Genomic DNA, 21183 nt, shown 5'->3' on the forward strand with positions numbered 1-21183 from the left:
GATGCCCAGTCGTGCCGTATGCACGATCCAGGCTCCGACTACGGCAACATAGAAGAGAAGGCCGCTCAGGAAGATCCGACGCGACGTGGATAGCTCCGGGTGGCGGTGGTGCACGTCCCGGAGGTAGGCCAGGGCGGAAAGAGAGTGGAAAAGGACTCCGTCGCGGCCAGCCTGACGACCCACGAGGGAGTAGTGGTAGAGGATGAAAGGAAACGGAGTGAATAGGACTGTGAGCAATCCGCAGACGAACGCGGTGGTCGACAGGCCCAGCGGCCTCGGGCCGAATGCCTGTTCGAACTTGGCCGCAACATCCGCTGGCAGCGTGGTCAGGATCGTGACGACGTAGATCAGGATCGAGACGAAGAGGCTCGTGCGGCGAGCATGCGCCCGATCGTTCGCCGGCCCGTAGAATTCACGCCTTCTCGATTCGATGTCTCGAGCTTTGTGGAGGTCGGCGCCGCAGAAGCCGCAGGCCGGTTCCTGGACCAGGAGGAGCGTCGCACCACATTTCGGACATTCAGGCATGGTCGCCTCCGAAGCGAGCGTGGCCGTCCAGTACACCCACGAAGGCGAGCCAGTCTATCGCGCCAGCTTGTCAGAAAGAACGCCGGCCGGGATCGGCGAGCAGGTGGCTCGCGTCCCGGCCGGCGTGGACATTCAGGCGAAAAGGGAGGTCGTGGCGGGAGGTCAGAGCATCGGCAGCTCGAGCTTCTGCTCGCCGGCGATCTTGCGGAGCTTGTCGACGCCGCGGGACTCGATCTGGCGGACCCGCTCCTTGGTGATGCCGAGCTCGCGGCCGAGCTGTTCGAGGGTGCGTTCGGCGGAGCCGCCCAGGCCGAACCGGCTGGTGATGATCAGCCGCTCGCGGTCGTCCAGGCGGTCGAGCATCCCCTTGATGGCCTCCTGCATCCGCTTGAGGGCGCTCTCGTACTCGTGCTCGTCGGTCCGGTTGTCGGCCGCGGCCTCGAACATCTCTTCATGGCCGGTGACGAACCGGTCGCGGCGGTAGTTCTCTTCGGGGATCGTCCGGGCGAAGTTCTTCATGATCGCCCAGGAGGCGTACGTGCTGAACTTGTTGCCGCGGGAGAAGTCGAACTTCTCGACGGCGCGGATCAGGCTCATGTTGCCGTCGGAGACCAGCTCGAAGAAGTTGTTGGAGGGGCCGACGTGCCGCTTGGCGATCGAGACCACCAGCCGGAGGTTGGCCCGGATGATCTGGTTCTTGACGGCCAGGGCCTGCTCCTGGAGCTCCTCGATCCGATCGAGCTCGGCGGTCTTCGCCTTGGTGGGGTCGAGCGCCTCGCGAAGCTTCTGGGCGCGGCTCTTGAGGAAGTTCATCTGGCGGAACAGGTGCATTTCCTGCTCGCGGTCCAGGAGCGGGACCTCGTAGAGGCTGGCCAGGTACGGGGGCAGGCCCTTGGGGGCCTTGGGCCGTCGCGGGGCCTTGCCGGAGGCCGGCTCGGGGAGCGGGGCCATGATGACCGCCTCGGCCGCCGGGTCCTCGAAGCTATCGTGGGCGATCAGCTCGAGCTTCGTCTCGAGGATCCGCCGGGCCCGCACCTCGTTGATCAGCCGATAGATGCTCGATCGCGTCCGGCCGTACTGGGAGGCCAGGACGTCGACGGAAACGCCCATGCGATGGCGAAGATAGATCTGGCCCTTGGCCTCGTCGTCCAGGGGGGCGGCCGATGGGGCGAAGATGGCGCGGTCGGGATGCTCGCGGTCATAGGCCTTGAGCGTCAGTCGGACGGTCTCGGTAGAGCGTGTCATTTTCCTTGCGATCCTCCGCGCCACCTCGACCAGTCCTATCTGGCCGGGGCGGTGAAGCGCCATCCGACGGGCTCGGCGGACGATCTCGTCCCGCTCCTCGTCGGTCAATTGTCGAAAACGCGATCCCCGATCGACCTGGTCCCTGTGACTGGTGACGAACCGCTCCAGGCTCGACTCGAGGAAACCGACCTTTGTACGCCCTTCCATCACGAATCGCCTCGCCACCAGCCCCTGCCGACGCCAGCGGGTTACCGTGCGGGTGGAGACGTTGAATTTCTTGCTGACTTCCGCCACGGTCAGGACGGGTTCAGTCGCCTGATCCACCCCCTGACGAACCGTGGACGAGAGGTCCTCCACGAACAAGCGTAAATCATGCCGAACTTCGGCCCCTTCCAGCACCAGGGCCGACCACCCCTCGGGTCGATAGCCCGTGATCCGGAAACAGAGGTATTCATACGGGTAGTGCTTCGACGGCTCGATCTCCGTGAGCAGCAGCTCCGCTCGCTCCACCTGCTCCAGTCGCCGCTCTCGCGGGGCATACCGGGCCTGCTGGTCCTTCAATTGCTTCATCGCGGGATGGCAGTAGGTTCTCGACATCCGCTGGCCCCCCGCCGTTACGAGCCTCTCGGCCCTCTTCCCCCGTCATCCGGCCATTGACGTGCCCCCGGGGCAACGACGCGGGGCCCGTCTCACAGAATTCCTTCGTTCGTTCAACCCTTTTGTTGTCTGAGATTTCAATCGCAGTCGAGGTTCGAATCCGGACAATTTTTCGGGGACGGCCCGGTCCTTTTCCTCGGCGCCGACCATGGCGTCCCCTTAATACGTTTCCTGCTCGCTCAAGGCCCACAAGAACCATCGCGATTCAGAAAACCAGATGAAATCCCTCGCAGATTGGTTCCACTCGCCGGACTCGTCGCGAAGCACCACCATCGGCTCACGGCTCGGTCGGAATGAAGATCATTGCGTGGATTGACTCTGTTCCTGCCGCCTTCATTCCCTGACAAACGCCAAACTCGGGAATTTGCGACAGCTCTTGTCCAATTTCCATGCCAAGGACCGGATAATCACCGGCGAACGGCTTCGTTTCCGTTCCATTCGACCTCCCGATCACCTTGTCCATACGTCGAAATCGGCAGAATCCGCCTCGGCCTTTCTCGAACGCTCGTTTCAAACAGACGTTTGACTCCTGCAGATTGTTCGCTCATGGGGAGAGAATCTTCAATTCGAGACCGAATCGGGCCTCGAGGACGAGCCAGCGGAGGGGATTCGGGGGCCCGGAGAGGGGGCCGGCGGGCCGCGGCCCCGGATAGCCAAATTGACAGGCCGTGGTGTCTATTGATAATGCAGCCCATCCGGAGGATGGGTCCAGGTACCGACGGAGGCTCGGGTCATGAAAAAGAGGCGAAGCGATCGGTTCCTGGCCCTCCTGATGGTCGGACTCTTGGGGGGAATGGTTGCGGTCTTGCGAGCAGGCGTCGTCGAGGACGGGCCGGCCGTGGATCTCCGCGAGGAGCTTCCCGCGGAGACATGCACGCAGGTGCGTAATGAACTCACGGCGGAGGGATTTTTCCAGCCGGGTCTGCCTCCCGAATCGACCGAGGCGGAGGCAAAGTTGCCCAAGCCGCTGGCGCTCGACGTGAAGTCACGCCTCATCTTCCATGAACGCACGATTGCTGGTGGCGCCGGGGGACGCAAGGGGGTCCGCTGGGTTCGTCAGGCGGCCTCGGCGATCAACGGCGAGATCCGGCCGACCGCCGCCTCGCTCCGGAAGGAGCTCGCCCTGCTGGTCGCCGAGCGGCCGGCGGGTGCGGACTCGGTCACGGTGGTCAGCCCGGCCGGCCCGATGACCCGCCGCGAGCTCGACCTGGTCCAGGGGCTCGCCGATCCGCTCATGCTGGCCGACCTGCTCCCCGCCAGGGCGGTCGTCCGGGGCGCCTCGTGGACGCTCGGGAGGCCGGTCGTCCAGTCGCTGACCGACTACGACGAGATCAAGGCGAGCACGCTGGCCGGGACGCTCGAGCGGGTGGACGAGGGGACGGCGAGGATCCGGATCGCGGGCAAGGTGGAGGGCTCCGCGCGGGGGTCGTCCGGGGTCATCACCTGCGACGGCACCGCGACGTTCGATCGCCGGGCCGGGCTGGTGACCGAGCTGGAGCTGAACCGGGCGGAGAAGCGAGATCCCGGCCCGGTCGAGGCCGGCCTGGACGTGAAGAGCGTGCTCAAGGTCGTTCGCCGCCCCTCGCCGATGGCCCCGGAGCTCGCCGACAAGGCGCTCGATGGGTTCTCGCTGGACACCTCGCCGCCGCGGCAGCTCCTCCAGTTGATCTCGCCGGAGACGCGATACAACCTGCTCCACGATCGCCAGTGGCACACCTTCTGGGACGATCCCCGGCTGGTGGTGCTGAAGCGGATCGAGAAGGGGCGGGTCATCGCCCAGTGCAACCTCGCGAAGGGGCCCGACGCCGGCAAGGGGAAGCACCAGGACCTCTCCCAGTTCCGGGACGACCTGAAGCGATCCCTGGGGGACCGGTTCATCCAGTTCCGGGGGGCGGGCGAGGTGGACGGGGACCCCGAAGGGGGCTTCCGCTACAAGGTCGGGGTGCAGGGGCGGACCGGGGAGCTCGGCGTGCTCTGGGACTACTTCCTGGTCGCCAGCCCCGAGGGAGAGCAGCTCCTCGCCACCTTCACCCTGGCGGAAAAGGACGCCGCGGCGTTCGCAGACCAGGACCTCCAGCTCATTGGCTCCTTGCAGTGGTATCCGAGGGCCACGGCCGCAAGGACCCCCTGACCTGCCTTCCCCCCCGACGGTGGGCGGGAAAAACCTCCCGTCCCCGGTGCACGCGATACCTCGGGACGCCCGCGATATGGTTCAATAGCGAGTGAGGCGAGGAGCCGAGTGAGGCATCGGGGAGATGGGACGCCATGATCGTGAGGCCAGGCTGCGTCGTCCGGGGTGCGGGGGTGCGGGGAGTCCGCCGGCGCGAGGCCGATGAAGCGGCAAGCCTGGCCGCTCGCCCGGGCGGCCGGGCCGGCCGGGGGTTCACGCTCGCGATCGGCCTCGCCGCGTCGCTGGTCGCCTGGGGAGGTGCCCGAGGGGGCTACGGCCAGCCTCCCGCGACCGGCCAGCCCTCTCAGGCCGGCGGGCCGGCGGAGGACGCCTCGGCACTCAGCGCCCGCTATCAGTTCCGGGAGCTCTATTCGGAGACCCCGGGGAAGCCCGGGGGTGTCCTCAACCTCTATCGGGTCGCGAGCCGCGAGTCGATCACCGTGAAGCAGGACAACCCCGACGGGGCGCCGACCGTCAATGAGACCTCGCTGCGATCGATCTACACCGAATGCGTCGCGAAGGCGACCAAGGAGATGGCGGACGAGGTCGTCCGCAATTACGACTCGGCGACGTTCAAGACCACGGCGCCGGCAACGACCCCCAAGATCCCGCCCCTGGAGGGGATGAGGATCGTCTACCGGCTCCGGAAGGAGAGCTCGCCGGCGATCCTCTGCCTGACGCACGGCCGGAGGATGAGCAATCTGGAGTTCCACCAGATTTCCGAGCAGGTCTATCTGCCCTTGCTCTCCCGGATGTTGCCGCGCGCGGCCGCCCGGGCCGGCGACACCTGGCCGATGCCCCTGGCCTCGGCCAGGGCCCTCCTCGGCGCCATGCCCGATGATCAGGAATACGACCTGAACGTGGAACTGCTCGAGGTGAAGAAGGCGGATGGCTCGGCCCTGGTGGCCGTCTTCGGGATCAAGGGGCTCTGCCTGGTCCCCCAGGGGCCCAGCGGGATCAACGCCCGGGTCGAGTTCACCTTCGAGCCGGCCGCTCCGGCCCAGCGACCGCGGCCCGCCGGCCTGCCCGACGCAACCCGCCCCGCGGCTCGCGAGGGGGTCTATGAGGCGAAGGGGCATATCAGCAAGGTGAGCCTGGCCCAGGACATCACGACGGAGGTCCCGGATACGGACGGCCGCCTGAAGAACCATGTCCACCGCGTGGTCCACCTCGAGCGGAGGCTTGGCGGCGGCCAGCTCGTCATCCCGAACCCCAGTCCGGAGGCCGACGTCGAGAACTCGTGGCTGGCCTTCGACGACCCCAACGGCCGCTACCACCTGCTCTATCCGCAGGATCTCGAGGTCCTTCACGTCAACGCCCACGGAGTGGACTTCGCCAGCCGTCAGATGGAGCGGCAGGATATGCTGAGGCTCCGGCTCCTCGAGAAGACGGGCGACGCGAGCAAGGACCGGCTGGCGGGCGACCCTCTCCAGAGGAAGAAGTGGCTCGAGGCCGAATGGAATCGGAACGGCTCGAAGGTGCTCCCGGGGAGCGTCGGATGGCTCCCCGACGCCAACTGGGAGTCGATCAAGGGGAAGGTCTGGCGATACGAGGCGGCCCTCGTCCCCGAGGACGCGGCCGGCGGCCCCCCCGTCGATCGCATCTACCTCGACGACTACATCGTCCAGTTCGCCCGCGGCGAGACCCTCCAACTGGATGCCACGACGACCAGCCCGGCCCACACGAAGTTCCGCGACGAGGTCGAGAACATGATCCGGAACTTCCGGCTCGGGGCGTCCCCGAATACCCTCCCCGCCGCGACCCGCCAGCCCCGGCCCCGTCCCTGAGTCCGGCGGCCGTCGGCCGGCCGTCCGGTCCCCCGGCCCCGGGGCGGGGAGCGAGGATTCGTCCCGACGGCCGCGAACCCTTCTGGTAACATGACGTACCAGGATGGGATCGTCGCTCGATCGATGGTCAGGCTCGCGAAGGAGTGCGGAGATGTGCGGACAGCACCGGTATCGGAGTCACGGCGCGAGGCGGCGGATCCGGGATTTCACCGCACCGCTCGCGGCCGCGATGGCGGCCCTGTCGCTCTGGCCCGTCGCGGGGACCGTCGCCCAGGCGCCGGCGCCTCCGGCCCCGGGCTTCGGCGCGGCCGATGACGCCGGCCAGGGCCAGGGGCAGGGGCAAACCGACGCGGCGGGCGGCCAGGTGCTGACGCGCGGGCCCGTCCACGAGGCCTTCGCCGCCCCCGTCGTGCACGACCCGGCGCCGGGGCCCGTGATCCCGAAGCCGCCGCCGCAGCCCGTGGAGGAGATGCCCCCCGACGAGAAGCCGGCCGGCCAGAATGTCCAGTGGATCCCCGGCTACTGGAGCTGGGACCAGGAGCGGAACGACTACCTCTGGGTCAGCGGCGTCTGGCGCGAGCCCCCGCCGGGCCGGCAGTGGGTCCCCGGCTACTGGAACGGCGTCGCCGGCGGCTCCCGGTGGGTGCCCGGCGCCTGGGTGCCGGTCTCGACGGGGGGGAACGCCGCCGCAGCCGCCGCGGCCGGCGGCGGACAGGCGCAGTACCTGCCCGCGCCCCCCGCCAGCCTCGAGAACGGCCCGAGCAGCCCGTCGCCCGGGGCGAACGTCTTCTGGTCGCCGGGGAGCTGGTTCTGGCAGGGCGACCATTACGCCTGGCGGCCCGGCTTCTGGGCGGCCGTCCAGCCGCAATGGGTCTGGGTTCCCGCGCATTACGTCTGGACCCCCGGCGGCTTCCTCTTCGTCGAGGGCTTCTGGGACCTGCCCCTGGCCGAGCGGGGCGTCCTCTTCGCGCCGGTCTACTATCCCCAGCCGGTCTACGTGCAGCCCGGCTTCGTCTTCACGCCGTCGATCACCATCGCCACGCCCGGCCTGGTGGCCAACCTGTTCGTGCAGCCGAGCTTCGGCCAGTACTGCTTCGGCGACTTCTACGCCCAGAGCTATCTCAACGTCGGCATCTTCCCCTGGTTCCAGTTCGGCGTGGCGACGGGGGGGCCCGTCCGCCCGGTCTTCTACGACCCGGTCTTCGCCTTCTACGCGTCGGTGAACATCGGCCACAATCCCGGCTGGGCCGCGCAGGTCCGCCGCGACTACATCGCCCGCCGCGACCACGTGGAGATGCGGCCCCCCCGGACGTTCGTCGAGCAGACGCGGATCGTCGAGCGGAACGTGACGATCAACCGGACCGTGAACGTCACCCACAACGTGATCGGCCGGCCGATCCGCGAGGTCGCCGCGCGCGGCCAGGCGGGCGGGATGCGGATGGAACGCGTGAGCGCCGAGGCCCGCCAGCAATACGCCCATCGCGGCGCCGAGCTCCAGCAATTCCGCGCCGAGCGGAGTCGCGAGGAGCGCCAGGCCGTGGCCATGCGTTCGCAGGGTCCCGGCCGGCCCGAAGGCGCCGCGGCCGGCCCGCGGGCCATGGGACTCCGCCAGTCCCCGGTCGCGGCCCCCATGCATCAGCAAGGAGGGGCCGGCGGCGGGATGCCGGGCCGTGGCCACGCCGATTCTCCGGCCGTGGCCCAGGGCCCCGGCGGTCGCGTTCGCCACGAGCCGCAGGCCGGCGGTGGCGCTCCCTCTCACGCTGCGCAGGGCGGCCGGGCGATGCCCCATCGCGATCTCGACCGGAGCCCCGCCGCCGGAGCCGGCGCCGCCGCGTCGCCGTTCGCGGGCCACGCCGCCGCGAAGTCGGCCGATCGTCCTCGCCTCCACAACCCCGGCTCGTTCTCCGAACGGACGCCCCCCGCCGCACCTCGACCTGTGCAGCGGCAAGGGGGTGCCGATCGGCCGCGGGGCGAGCACCGGGTGCGGCCGTGAGGGCTGCGGGACGGATTGCGGACCTCAGGTGCCTGATCCAATCACTCGAGCTGGAGCCAGGTCGATCGTCGCACGCTACGTCGTCTCGATGATCCTTTTCGCCGCGGCTCTGAAACTCGTGACGGGGCCACGGTTCCCGGTACAGGATCGGGTGTGCCTGATCGCGATCCTCGCGATCGCCGCCAGGCTCTACCTGAGGGATCGCGGCATGATCTCGATTGCCCTGGCCTTCGCCATTGGGGCCTGGTGGATGGACGCGATGCCCCCGCATTGGCTCGACGTGCCGGTGCGTGGGATCGCTGCTTTGCGCGTGCCGCCACCGACGAACGGCCCGCCCCATGACTTTGTGGAGGCTCAGGAACACCAGATCGCCGCTCGGCGATTCGAGGCGGAACATCGATTCATCGGCTACGTCGTGTTGAATTTCCTGGCCTTTCTCATCCTGCTGTCCGTTCGGAGATTGCAACGACACGGAGAAGCGGTCCGCTGCTCGACACACTCCGACGATGCCACTCGGGGATCCTGTGCGGGATGATCGTGGTCGATTGCGACCTGTTCCCCTGCATCGTGCTCCCGGCTAACATGGGTCCATTCCGCCCCGGGGCCGGCTACGCGCCGGCCGTCGATCGAAGCGACTGAACAGACAGGGAGCGGGCGGGGTCAGGACGCCCCGCCCTTGCCGGGATGCAGACGATCGAGATAGAGGATCAGGCCGGCGACGTGCCGGGGCTCCTCTCGGAGCCGGTTCGCGCGTGGTTCCGCGGGGCATTCCCGGGCGGGCCCTCGCCTGCGCAGGGGCTGGCGTGGCCGCCGATCGCGGCCGGGGAGAATGTCCTGCTGATCTCGCCGACGGGGACCGGCAAGACGCTGGCGGGGTTCCTCGCGATCCTCGACGGACTCTTCCGCGAGCACGCCGCCGGCACGCTCGCGCCGGGGATCCGGTGCGTCTACGTCTCCCCCTTGCGGAGCCTCGGCTACGACATCGAGCGGAACCTGGCGATCCCGCTGGCGGGGATCCGGCAGATCCTGGGGCTCGCGGATGGCCCGATCCGGGTCGGAGTGCGGACCGGGGACACCTCGGCCCACGAGCGGCGGAAGCTCCGCGACCGGCCGCCGCACCTCATGATCACCACGCCGGAGAGCCTGTCCCTGATGCTCGGCCAGGCGGCGTGGGCGGACCACTGGAACCGGGTTGATCACATCATCGTGGACGAGGCCCATGCCCTGGTGCCGACCAAGCGAGGCGCGGACCTCGCGGTGACGCTCGAGCGGCTCGCGGCTCGGGCCGCCCGCGATCCCCGGCGGATCGGCCTCTCCGCGACGTGCCGGCCGCCCGATCCGGTGGCGCGGTTCCTCGTCGGGCCATCGCGGGCCTGCCGCGTGATCGAGGCCCCCCTGCCCTCCGGCTCGCCGCCGATGGAGGTGGAGGTGGAAACCCTGCTCGAGCCCGGCGAGTGCCCCCACCGCGGCCTCACCTACATGAGATTGGTCCGTCGGCTCCGCCAGGCGATGGCGGCCCATCGGACGACCGTGATCTTCGCCAACACCCGGCCGCTGACCGAGCGGCTCACCCACGACCTCCGCCAGCCGGCCCGTCGCGAGAAGAACGCGAATGAGGATCGCGTGATCCCGGCCGGCGAGCCCGACGAGACGGTCGCCGCGCACCACTCGGCGCTCGATGCTCGCCGCCGTCGCGAGGTGGAAGGGAACCTCAAGTCCGGCCGGCTGCGGGCCGTGGTCACGAGCACCAGCCTGGAGCTGGGCGTGGACATCGGCACGGCGGAGCTCAGCGTGCAGGTGGGCCTGCCGGGGGGCGTCTCGCGGTGCGTCCAGCGGGTGGGGCGGTCGGGACACCGGCCGGGAGAGGCGTCGCGCGGGCTGATCCTGGCGGCGACGCCCGCGGAGGTGGCCGGCGGGGTCGTCACGGCGCGGGCCGCCCGCGAGGGGCGGATCGAGCCGCTCCGGATGATCGAGGCCCCGCTCGACGTGGTCTGCCAGCAGCTCGTCGCCATGGCCTGCCTTGGCGAGACCTCGGTCGACGAGGCGTTCGCGATCGTCCGCAAGGCCGGGCCGATGGAGTCGCTCCGCCGCCAGGACTTCGACGCCTGCCTCGCCTACCTGGCGGGCGACCTGGCCGCGCCGGCCGGGGCCTTCGAGGTCGAGCCGGGCGCCGCGCCGCGGTGGTCGTCGCCGCGGCTCTGGAGGCGCAGCGGCTGGTTCGGCGTCCGCAGCCGTCGCGTGCTCCGCTGGTTCTGGAGCAACGTCGGGACGATCGTCTCCGAGGAATCGGCGCGGGTGCTGGTGGACGGCATCGCGATCGGGACGCTCGATGGTGCGTACGCGGAGCGGCTCGTCGTCGGCGATCGATTCGTGCTCGACGGCCGCTCGCTGGAGTTCGTCCGCCGCGAGGGGAGCCTGGTCCACGCCCGATGCAGCGGCGGGGACGGCGGCGTGCCCGTCTGGCAGAGCGACCGCCAGTCGCTCTCGTCCGAGCTCGCCGGGGAGGTCGCCGCCTTCCGCGCGGAGGGGGGCCGCCGGCTGGCCGCCGAGGGCTCGATGGCCCTCCGGGCCTGGCTGATGGAGGCCCTCGACGTCCCGCCCAGGGCCGCCGCGGTGCTCGCCGCCCTGGTGGAGGCCCAGGAGCGGATGAGCGTCGTCCCGGCCGACGACGAGATCCTCGTCGAGGAGTCTCCCGATGCCGAGCACCCGGGGCTCGCGTACACGTTCCACGTCCCGCTGAACCGCTCCGCCTGCGAGGCCCTCGGGCGGGCCACCGCGGCCCGCCTCGGCCGCCGATTCGGCCGCGATATCACGCTCCAGATCGCGGATCTCGGCTGGTCGATCCGGCTGCCGGAAGGGGCGAGCCTGGCGGAGGAGGACGTCCCGGGGCTCCTCGGCCTGGATCGCCTCGAGGACGACGTGCTGGAGGGCCTCGACCGCGGCGATCTCCCCGCGCGGCGGTTCCGTCACGTCGCGGCGACCGGCCTGATGGTCCTGGGCCATCCCGAGCCGGGCCGCCGGGTGAAGGTCGGGGGGATGGGCTGGGTCAGCACGCGGCTCTACCCGCTCGTGAAGGCGGCCAGCCCGGATCATCCGCTCCTCCGCGAGACCCGCAGGGAGATCCTCCGGGACCTGCTGGACGGCCCGGCCGTGGGCCGATTCCTCGAGGGCCGGCCGGCGATCCGGTTCCGACGACTCTCGACCCTGTCCCCGTTCGCGGGGGCCTGGATCTGCCCCGCGGCGGCGGAAGCGATGCAGTTCGAATCCCCCGCGGAATCCCTCCATCGGCTCCACGCCAGGCTGACCATGGCGAGGGAGCCGGGAGGCTCGCCATGAACCCGCGGACCACCCGCAGGCGGGCCCCTCGATCCCCGCGGATCGACGGCTGGGAACTGCTGCCGGAGGGGGGCATCGTCCACCGCGGCGAGGGGACGGCCGTGATCGCGGACGTGCATCTCGGCTACGAGTGGGCCCGCGGCTCGGCCGGCGACTGCATTCCCGCACATTCGCTCCGGGAGACGGTGGAGAAGCTGGCGGCGCTCCGACGTCGATCACCGTTCCGGCGGTTGGTGATCGCCGGTGACGTCGTGGAGTCGCCCCGGCCCTGCGCCCGGACGGCCGCGGACCTGAACCGGCTGTGCGGCTGGCTCCACGAGCAGGAGGTCGAGGTCGTCCTGGTCCAGGGCAACCACGATCGCAGCCTGCCGGCCATGGCCGCCCAGGCGGGATTCCCGACCGAGGGCGTTTCGGTCGTGGCCTCGCTGGTGGTGGATGGCTGGACGATCGAGCACGGCCACCGCGCCGCGGCAGCCGTGCCGACGATCAGCGGGCATCATCATCCGGTCGTGCGGGACGGGGGCCGCGCGGCGCCGTGTTTCCTGGCGGGACCGGGCCGGATCATCCTGCCGGCCTTCTCCGCCAACGCCGCCGGCCTGGACGTCCTGACCGCCCGCTTACCCGAGGCCTGCCGCGGCGAGGACCTCCGCTGCCTGGTCAGCACGGGGGACGCGATCCTGGACTTCGGGCCCACGTCCACGCTCGCCGCCAGGGCCGGCCGGCTTTCCGGGCCCCCCCCGCCCGGATCCTGAAAGACGCGCGTCCGGTCATGGGCGAGAATGGATGCCGTCGAATGACCACCCCTTCCCTGCGTGCTCACTGAACCTACGCGTCCCCCGTGCAACCTGGCGTCGCCGCCAGGCTCGCGTGGTAGATTGTCCTGGCGGTGCCTCGGGGCGGGCCGCCGCCGGAAGACCGACGACGAGCGGGGCGTCATGGTTCGTGCGCTGATCACGTGGAGCCTGCACAATCGGCTGATCGTCCTCCTCGGCACGATCGCCCTGATCGGCTTCGGCGTCCACGCCGCCAGGAACCTCAACGTCGAGGCCTACCCGGACCCCACGCCGCCCCTGGTGGAGGTGATCACCCAGAATCCCGGCGCCAGCCCGGAGGAGATGGAGCGGCTCGTCGGGATCCCGATCGAGACGGCGCTCAACGGGATGCCGGGGCTGAAGTACCTGCGGAGCATCTCGCTGGCGGGGCTGAATGACGTCAAGTGCCAGTTCGAGTACGGCACCGACTACTGGGGGGCCCGGCAAGAGGTCATCAACCGCCTGAGCACGATCAGCAACCTTCCGCCGGGGGTCGTACCCCAGCTCTCCCCGTGGAGCCCCACCGGGGAGATCGTCCGGTACGTGCTCGAGGGCCCGGGCTACAGCGTCAGCCAGCTCAAGGCGGTCCAGGACTGGGTCCTCGAGCGGCGGCTCCGCGAGGTCCCGGGCGTGATCGACGTCACCGGGTTCGGCGGGACCGTCAAGCAGTACCAGGTCCTGCTGGACACCCAGCTCATGAGGCGGTACGACGTGACCTTGCAGCAGGTCACCGACGCGATCAGCCAGTCGAACGCGAACGTCGGCGGCGACATCCTGTCGCTCGGCCCGCAGTCGCACAACGTCCGCGCCATCGGCTACCTCGGCGAGGGCGTGGACCCGCTCGACCCGTCGAACGCCGACCGGGCCTACTCGATCGAGATCGAGAAGCTCGAGGACCTGCAGAACGTCATCGTCACGACCCACGACAACATGCCGGTCTTCATCAAGCAGATCGCCAAGGTCGTCATCGGCCATCAGCCGCGGCTGGGGGTGGTGGGGCGGGAGGGGGAGAACGACGTCGTCGAGGGCATCGTCCTGATGCGCAAGTACGAGAAGTCGATCCCCACGTCCCGCAAGGTCCAGGAGAAGATCGACGAGCTGAATGGCGGCTCCCAGCTCCCGAAGGGGATGCGGATCGTCCCGTTCAACCGGCGGACCGACCTGGTCAACGTGACGACGCACAACGTGCTCCACAACATGGTCGTGGGGATGTTGCTGGTGATCGTGATCCTGTTCGTCTTCCTGGGCGACCTGAAGAGCGCCGGGATCGTGGCCCTGATCATCCCGCTGGCCATCCTGTTCTCGGTCTCGGTGCTGTACATGCAGGGGAAGTCCGCCAACCTGCTGTCGATCGGGGCGGTGGACTTCGGGATCATCGTGGACAGCTCCGTGATCATCGTGGAGAACATCTTCCGCCACCTCTCCTCGCGGGAGGGGGACCGCAGCCGGCGGCTCATCGACCGGATCGCGGACGCCTCCACCGAGATCGAGCGGGCGCTCTTCTTCTCGACGCTGATCATCGTCTGCGCCTTCATCCCGCTCTTCTCCATGACCGGCCCGGAGGGTGCGCTCTTCGGGCCGATGGCCAACACCTACGCGTTCGCGATCTTCGGCGCGCTGGCCCTGGCGGTGACGCTGACGCCGGTCCTCTGCTCGTTCCTCTTCCACAACAACATGGAGGAGAAGGATACGTTCGTGGACCGGATGATGAAGGTCCGCTACCTGAGGATGCTCGACCGGGTCCTCCGCTATCGGTACGTCGTGCTCCTCCTGATGGGGGGGCTGCTGGCGTTCACGATCTACCTCGTGCCGACGCTCGGCGGCGAGTTCATGCCGCCGCTCGAGGAGGGGAACCTCTGGATCCGGGCGCTCTTGCCCCGGACCGTGACCCTCCAGGAGGCCGCGCGGATGGCCCCCCGGCTTCGCGCCGTGATCGCCAGCGTGCCGGAGATCCGGGCGGTGATGTCGCACGTCGGCCGCCCCGATGACGGGACCGACGTGACCAGCTACTACAACCTCGAGTTCAACGTCCCGCTGATCCCGATGGAGCGCTGGCGCCGCAGGCCGGTGACCATCCTGGGCCGCCAGGTCTGGGACCGGCCGATCACCCGCGAGGAGATCCAGGCGGAGCTGTCGAGGAAGTTCGAGGCCTTCCCCGCGATCAACTTCAACTTCTCCCAGCTCATCCGCGACAACGTGGAGGAGGCCCTCTCCGGGGTGAAGGGGGCGAACTCGATCAAGCTCTTCGGCAACGACCTGAAGGTCCTGGAGGGCGCCGGGGAGCGGGTCGTGAACGTGCTCAAGATGGTCCCGGGGATCGAGAACGCGGGCCTCTTCCACATCATCGGCCAGCCCAACCTGGAGATCCACATCGACCGCGACGAATGTGCCCGCTACGGCCTGAACGTGTCGGACGTGGAGGCCGTCGTCCAGGTGGCCATCGGCGGCCGGGCGTTCACCCAGATGGTCGAGGGGGAGAAGCGGTTCGACATCGTCCTCCGCCTGCCCCGGGACCAGCGGGACGACCCGGAGGTGATCGGCCGGATCCCCGTGGACACGCCCGGTCAGGACGGCAAGCCGGGGACGCGGATCCCGCTCCGGCAGCTCGTCAAGATCGACCCCCACAAGCCCGGCGCGGCGTACATCTACCGCGAGAACAACCGCCGCTACATCCCGATCAAGTTCGGCGTCGAGGGGAGGGACCTCGCCTCGACGATCGCCGACGCGAGGCGGAAGGTGGACGACCCGCAGTCCGGCGCGAAGCTGCCCAAAGGCTATGAGATCGTCTGGGCGGGCGAGTTCGACCAGATGCAGCAGGCCAACGCCCGGCTGATGTGGATCGTGCCGCTGTCGATCGGCCTGATCGTGGTGCTCCTCTACGTGGCCTTCCAGTCGCTCAAGGACGCGATGCTGGTGATGGCCAACGTGGTGGCCGCGACGATGGGGGGCGTCTGGGCGCTCAAGCTCACGGGGACCGCGTTCTCGATCTCGGCGGCGGTCGGATTCATCTCGATCTTCGGCGTGGCCGTGCAGGACGGCGTGCTCCTGATCTCGTACTTCAACCAGATGCGGGCCGCCGGGCTCTCGGTGCGGGAAGCCGTGATGCGCGGGGCGGAGCTGCGGGTCCGGCCCGTGGTGATGACGTCGTTGACCGCGGCCCTGGGCCTGCTGCCGGCGGCGCTGGCCGACTCGATCGGCTCGCAGGCCCAGAAGCCGCTGGCGATCGTCGTCGTGGGCGGGATGCTCGTGACCCTCTTCCTCACCCGCTACCTGATGCCCGTGCTCTACAGCTTCTTCCCGGCCCCGCTGGGGCACGGGACCTGCGGCGAGGATCTGATCGAGGGCTCGCACTACACCGACAAGTACTTCGAGCCCCGCACCCACCATGCGGTGGATCCGGACGACGACGCGTCCGAGCGCGGGGCGGACGCGAACGGTCCCGAGGAGGCCCGGCCATGAAGATCCGATGGAAGCCCCTCATGGGCCTGATCCTGGCGGCGGGTCTCGCCATCTGGCTGGCCTCGGACCGCCGCTCCCGCGAGCGGCTGGTCGCGGCGCGGGAATGGATCGCGGGCGGCTCGGCCCACGCCGGCGACGACCGCTCCGACAAGAGCTGGATCGAGAGCTCCCCGTCCCGCTCCGAGGAGACGGCCCGCGGGATCCTCACGCTGACGGACGATCAGGTCCGGGCCATCGACCTGAAGGCCGCCCCGGTGAAGCCGCAGACCGAGCCCGTCATCCTCCGCCTCCCGGGCGTGACCGACTACGACCCGGCCAGCCTGACGATCATCCGGCCCCAGTTCGACTCCCGCGTCGACCGGGTCCTCGTGGACCTGGGCTCGGTGGTGAAGACGGGAGATCCCCTGCTCGAGATCTTCAGCACCGACCTCGCCGAGGCCAAGAGCAATTACGAGCTGGCCCGCAGCCAGTGGACCCGCGACAAGCGGGTGCTCGACTACAAGACGCCGCTCGCCCAGAGCGAGACCCTCCCCCGCAAGGAGCTCATCGAGATCGAGAACGACGAGGCCAAGAGCCGGCTCCAGATGAAGCTCGCCAAGGACAAGCTGCTGGTCTACGGGCTGACCGAGAAGGAGATCGAGGACGCCCAGAACGAGGACGGCGTCCGGAAGGCGCGGATGACCATGCGCTCTCGCGCCGACGGCATCGTGGTCCGGCGGTCGGTCGTGCCGGGGAACTACTACGACTCCAAGGACGAGCTGATGCAGATCGCGCCGCTCGATCACCTCTGGGTGCTCGGCAGCGTCAGCGAGCTGGACGCGGACAAGGTGGAGGTCGGCCAGAAGATCCGGGTCATCTTCCCCTACTCCGACAAGTTCCTCGAGGACCAGGTGGAGTACATCGACAAGGCGATCGACCCGCAGACCCGCGCGGCCAAGTTCCGCGCCTCGATCACCAACGAGGAGAAGCGATTCAAGGCGGGGATGTTCGTGAAGGTCCGGCTGGAGATCCCCCCCAAGGCCGGCCAGACGGTCATCCCCCGGGCCTCCATGGTGACGGTGGACCGGCTCGATTTCGTGTTCGTCCGCAAGGAGGCCCCCCCCGGCAAGGCGCGGTTCGAGCGCCGCCACATCCTGGTGGCCAGCGAGTCCAGCGACTGGGTCGTCGTACCGCCGCCGTCGCGGGACCACCTGGGCCTGAAGCCCGGGGAGGAGGTCGTCACCAATGGCAGCCTGATCCTCGAACAGCTCTACGAGGACCGGCTGACGACCGAGGGCGAGATCCCCCGCGAGCGGCCGATCGACGACGAGACCTTCGGCAAGCCGGAGAAGCCCGTCACGATCAGCTCCACGCCCCCGTCGGCGCGTCCGCGCTGAGAGGGGGCCCGGCGGTTTTCCTCCAGCGGCTTCCCTCGGGAGGCCGAAGATCAGATGGAGCCGCCCTGCGCGGTCCGCCGGCCCGGCCGCGCGGGCCGCCGGGGACCAGGATTGCGGCGAGGGGGACGGCACGCCTCCCCGCCGCGGCGGCCCCTGCCGGGCAAGGAGCCCACGGTCCTCCCATGAATCGATCCCACCGATCCGCTTTCGTCGTCGGCGTGGCGGCCGCCTTGGTGGCCCTCGCCGGCCGCGCCGGGGCCCAGGACGCCGGCGACACCTCCGGCCTGTCTCCGGCCGGCGGCGGCGGCTCCCTGCTGGGCAAGTCCCCGGGCGCCGGGGGCGGGGCGCTGTCGGGGACCGGCAACTCGCCGCTGAGCGGGCAGATCATCGGCAATCGCCCTGGGGCCTCGACCCCCAAGGGGATCCCCACCTCGATCGCCAATCCGACCAGCCTGGGGCCGACGATCCTCCAGCAGCCGATTTCCGCCCCCGAACCGGAGCCCCTCTCGCCCGCCTCGGCGCCGCTCTACGGGACGCTCGAGATCCCCGGCCGCGCGGCCGACGAGGATGGCCCTCCGGGGGGGGTGACCCTGGACCAGGCCATCAGCGTGACGCTGGCGCGTAGCCTCGACCTGAAGGCCAAGTTCTACGAGCTTCCCCAGGCCCGCGCCGACACCCTCCAGGCCGGCCTGAGGTCCAACCCCGTCCTCTACGCCGACTCGCAGCTCATCCCCTACGGCCAGTTCAATCGGTCCGTCCCCGGCGGCCCGACGCAGTATGACCTCAACGTCACCCATCCCCTCGACGTCTCGCACAAGCGGCAGGCCCGCGTCGAGGTGGCCACCCGCGCCGAGCGGGTGCTCGAGGCCCAGTACCAGGAGGCCCTCCGGCAGCGGATCGACGACGTCTACGACGCCTTCGTCCTGGGGACGCTCGCCAGCCGTCAGACCCTTCGGTACGCCCGCCAGAGCACCAAGGCCCTGGCGAGCCTCGCGACCAAGACGGAGGATCTCTACAAGGGGGGGAGCGTCTCGCTCGGGGACTTCAACCGGGTGAAGATCCAGCTTCGCACCTCCCGCCTCGGCCTGGTCGACGCGGAGGCGGCCTACCGCAAGGCGAAGCTCGACCTCGGCTCGCTCATGAATCTCACGCCCGAGGAGATCGCCGCCCTCGAGATCAGGGGCTCGATCGAGGATCGCTCGCCCCCGCCCCCGCCCGTCGAGGAGCTGAGGCGGATCGCCCTGGAAGGCCGACCGGACGTCGTCTCCTACCGCCTGGGCGTCCGCCGCGCCGAGGCGGACGTGAAGCTCGCTCGCGCCAATCGGATCAGCGACGTCTTCGTCCTCTACCAGCCGTTCACCTACCAGGACAATACGCCCTATGGCCTCAAGGGGGCGACCTCATGGGCGCTGGGGGTCACCGCGCCCCTGCCCGTGTACAATCGCAACCAGGGCGCCATCCAGCGAGCGGTCCTGAACGTGGACCAGACCCGGATCGAGCTGAACGACCTGGAGCGTCAGGTGGGCATCGACGTCGACAAGGCCGTCGCCGAGTACGAGGTCACTCGCCGCGAGGTCCAGGAGCTGAGGGACGAGGTGATCCCGGAAGCCCGCCAGATCCGCGACGAGCTGTACCGGCTCTACACCTCGGGCGAGAAGAGCGCGGGGAATTTCATCGCCGCCCAGCTCGAGTTCAACCAGGTGGCCAAGCAGTATCTCGACACGGCCATCAGGCATCGCCGCAGCATGCTCAACCTGAACACCGTCACCGGCAGTCGCATCATGCCCTGAGCGCGTCGCCCCCCGAGAGCCGATGAACCGGATGGGAATCCATCGGCCGCGCCCGGGCCGGTTGCCGTCACATGAGATCGAGCCTGGACCCGCCGACCGGACGCGGCCGGGGAGGGACTGCGGAGGAGCCGATGGGACGCCGATACCGCCTCGCACGGAAGCCGGATCTCGAGCAGGTTGAACGACGAGAGCTCCTATCGCTGGTCACGAATCTGATGGCCGCCCGCCACAACGGCGTGATCAACTCGCCGAAGGTCCGCGCGATGCTGGCCGACGCCGGGACCACGGCGGCTCGAGCCCAGTCGACCTCCTCGTCCGCCGCCTCGGGCGCGACCGCCACGGCATCCGCCTCGACCGCAAGCGGATCCGGGAAGAACGGCGGCTTCGTCCCATCCTCGACCTCGATCGCCGTCCCCGAGAATCAGGGCTATCAGCTCAATCCGGGCTACAACCTGGTCCTCCAGCCGACCGGGACCGCGACCCCCGCCGAGGTCAAGCGGCAGATGTTCAAGGCCACCTACCGCGGCACCTACGTGATCGCGCCGGGCTCGTACAGCAGCCAGGAATCTCAGGTCTTCATCCGGGGCACGGGGACGTCCACCTCCATGCTCCACAGCGACATCCAGATGCGGATTGCCGTCGCCTCCGACCCGACCCTCCAGACGACCGGCGCGGCGGGGATCTTCGATCGCAACCTGAATTCCAACACCGTCCTGGGCGTGAATCTCGCCGGCCCGAGGAGCGACGTCGACTCCCACGGTCGCCCGAACCGCTTCACCACGATGACCATCGACGTCAACGCCGCGGCCGGGGTCTACGACGAGGCATTCAGCCAGGGCGTGGTGAATCTCACCTACATCCCGAGCCGCAAGAAGCTCCCCGGCTCCATCGAGCAGGGGACGGTGATCGTCAAGATCAACGCCCAGATCTACTCCGGCCTCGTCGGCTTCATCCTCCGCAACTCCTCGATCAACCCCTGATGATCGGCGGGCCCTCGCTTCGCTACCGGATCGCGTCTCGCGGCGGGTAGCATTCCAGCTCGGGCACCGAGGTCGCTCGCGTGACGTTGGAAGACCCGATGAACCGGCGATACAGGTAGCCCGTCTGGAGGACGTCGTCCGACTCCCAGACGAGCTGCCGGCTGGTCGCGTCGCGGCCGACCAGGGCGAGCTTCACGACCGCGTCCTGGCGGTTCCTCTGGAGGATGCCGCCATTGGTCGAGCTCGAGGCCGGCAGGGGGAGTGTGCCGACCGCGGAGATGGACGGGAGCGAGAGCTTGCTGTCGATCTCGTCCGTCCCGTAGGCGGCGACGGCTCCCTCGACCAGGACGTCCGCGTCCTTCTTGTCATCGACGAGCAGGACGCCCTGACGGGTCATCTCGCGGCGCACGCTGAAGGCCAGCCAGGCGGCGTCCGTCTTCTCGTCCTGGGTCACCGACAGGAAGACCTTGCGCCCGGCCAGCGGCCGGAAGTCGATCGAGTCGACCGCCTTCTGCGAGGTCCCCGTCAGCAGGAGCTGCTCCGCCCCGGCCCGGGACGAGCCGGTAATCTTCGTGGTGACGCTCACGCAGCCGCCCGCGCCCCCGCCCACCACGAGGGCCAGGACAAGCCGGAGCCCTCGCCGTCGTCGGGACATCGCCACGCCCTCCTCCGTCGTCCGTTTGATCCGATGCAATCCCTAACATCGGCGAGGACGGTGTGGCGGCTTGAGGATGGATCCGGATCGGCTCAAGGCGCGTGCGAGCCGTCCAGGAACGCCGCGCCGTCGGCTTCAGCACTTGTAGGGTGTGTCAAGCGAAGCGCGGACGCACCGGACCGCCGATGCCCACGGCATGGGCGAGCGATTCAAAGTAGGAGGGACTCGCCCCGAGCGGGACGACGTCGCCTTGCCTGCCGCCAGGCCGATCCGGTGCGTCTTCGCTTCACTTGACACACCCTACAAGAGGGGCTCGTGACCGGGTTTGAGAATTGATCCGGATCGGCTCAAGGCGCGTGCGAGCCGTCCAGGAACGCCGCGCCGTCGGCTTCAGCACT

14 protein-coding genes are annotated in these 21183 nt (G+C 69.3%); 10 read left to right on the plus strand and 4 right to left on the minus strand.

Features of this window, described 5'->3' with window-relative positions:
- The 3 genes from G6O54_RS33725 to G6O54_RS33735 form a co-directional block, all read right to left on the minus strand.
- A partial coding sequence (locus tag G6O54_RS33725) for a hypothetical protein (protein WP_165234241.1) occupies positions 1–525 on the minus strand: 525 nt, incomplete at its 3' end.
- Positions 526–687: 162 nt separating this feature from the next.
- Positions 688–2367 (minus strand): sigma-70 family RNA polymerase sigma factor, encoded by a 1680-nt coding sequence (locus tag G6O54_RS38625; RefSeq protein ID WP_165234244.1) that lies wholly within the window; start codon positions 2365–2367, stop codon positions 688–690.
- Positions 2368–2704: 337 nt separating this feature from the next.
- Positions 2705–2890, minus strand: coding sequence for a hypothetical protein (locus tag G6O54_RS33735; RefSeq protein WP_165234247.1), 186 nt, complete (start codon positions 2888–2890; stop codon positions 2705–2707).
- A 270-nt stretch (positions 2891–3160) separates the two neighbouring features.
- Here G6O54_RS33735 and G6O54_RS33740 point away from each other — a divergent pair, with 270 nt between their 5' ends.
- From G6O54_RS33740 to G6O54_RS33785, 10 genes are all read left to right on the plus strand, one after another.
- Positions 3161–4558 carry a hypothetical protein gene (locus G6O54_RS33740; protein ID WP_165234249.1) on the plus strand — a complete coding sequence of 466 codons (1398 nt, stop codon included), beginning with the start codon at positions 3161–3163 and terminating at the stop codon, positions 4556–4558.
- Between the two features lie 134 nt (positions 4559–4692).
- Positions 4693–6384, plus strand: a complete 1692-nt coding sequence (locus G6O54_RS33745; protein WP_165234252.1) for a hypothetical protein — start codon at positions 4693–4695, stop codon at positions 6382–6384.
- A gap of 151 nt (positions 6385–6535) precedes the next feature.
- Complete coding sequence (locus tag G6O54_RS33750) at positions 6536–8377, plus strand: YXWGXW repeat-containing protein (protein WP_165234255.1); 1842 nt, start codon at positions 6536–6538, stop codon at positions 8375–8377.
- Positions 8378–8405: 28 nt separating this feature from the next.
- On the plus strand, positions 8406–8912 hold the full coding sequence (locus tag G6O54_RS33755; protein ID WP_165234258.1) for a hypothetical protein: 507 nt from the start codon (positions 8406–8408) through the stop codon (positions 8910–8912).
- A gap of 185 nt (positions 8913–9097) precedes the next feature.
- A complete protein-coding gene (locus G6O54_RS33760; RefSeq protein WP_250847216.1) occupies positions 9098–11713 on the plus strand; it encodes a DEAD/DEAH box helicase in 2616 nt (871 codons plus the stop codon).
- Positions 11710–12465, plus strand: coding sequence for a metallophosphoesterase (locus G6O54_RS33765; protein WP_165234264.1), 756 nt, complete (start codon positions 11710–11712; stop codon positions 12463–12465). Before G6O54_RS33760 ends, G6O54_RS33765 begins: the two co-directional genes overlap by 4 nt.
- 183 nt (positions 12466–12648) lie before the next feature.
- Positions 12649–15984 carry an efflux RND transporter permease subunit gene (locus G6O54_RS33770; RefSeq protein WP_165234267.1) on the plus strand — a complete coding sequence of 1112 codons (3336 nt, stop codon included), beginning with the start codon at positions 12649–12651 and terminating at the stop codon, positions 15982–15984.
- Entirely contained in the window at positions 15981–17360 is a 1380-nt protein-coding gene (locus tag G6O54_RS33775) for an efflux RND transporter periplasmic adaptor subunit (protein WP_165234270.1), read from the plus strand. The genes G6O54_RS33770 and G6O54_RS33775 overlap by 4 nt, the downstream gene beginning before the upstream one ends.
- 182 nt (positions 17361–17542) lie before the next feature.
- Positions 17543–19150, plus strand: a complete 1608-nt coding sequence (locus G6O54_RS33780) for a TolC family protein (protein WP_250847217.1) — start codon at positions 17543–17545, stop codon at positions 19148–19150.
- A gap of 131 nt (positions 19151–19281) precedes the next feature.
- Positions 19282–20130, plus strand: coding sequence for a hypothetical protein (locus tag G6O54_RS33785; RefSeq protein WP_165234273.1), 849 nt, complete (start codon positions 19282–19284; stop codon positions 20128–20130).
- 22 nt (positions 20131–20152) lie between these two features.
- Here G6O54_RS33785 and G6O54_RS33790 read toward each other — a convergent pair whose 3' ends face one another.
- Positions 20153–20785: a DUF6655 family protein gene (locus G6O54_RS33790; RefSeq protein ID WP_165234276.1), complete on the minus strand. Its 633-nt coding sequence runs from the start codon at positions 20783–20785 to the stop codon at positions 20153–20155.
- Positions 20786–21183: the final 398 nt, after the last annotated feature.

It is taken from the genome of Aquisphaera insulae (genome assembly GCF_011064615.1).
Classification (GTDB): Bacteria; Planctomycetota; Planctomycetia; order Isosphaerales; family Isosphaeraceae; genus Aquisphaera; species Aquisphaera insulae.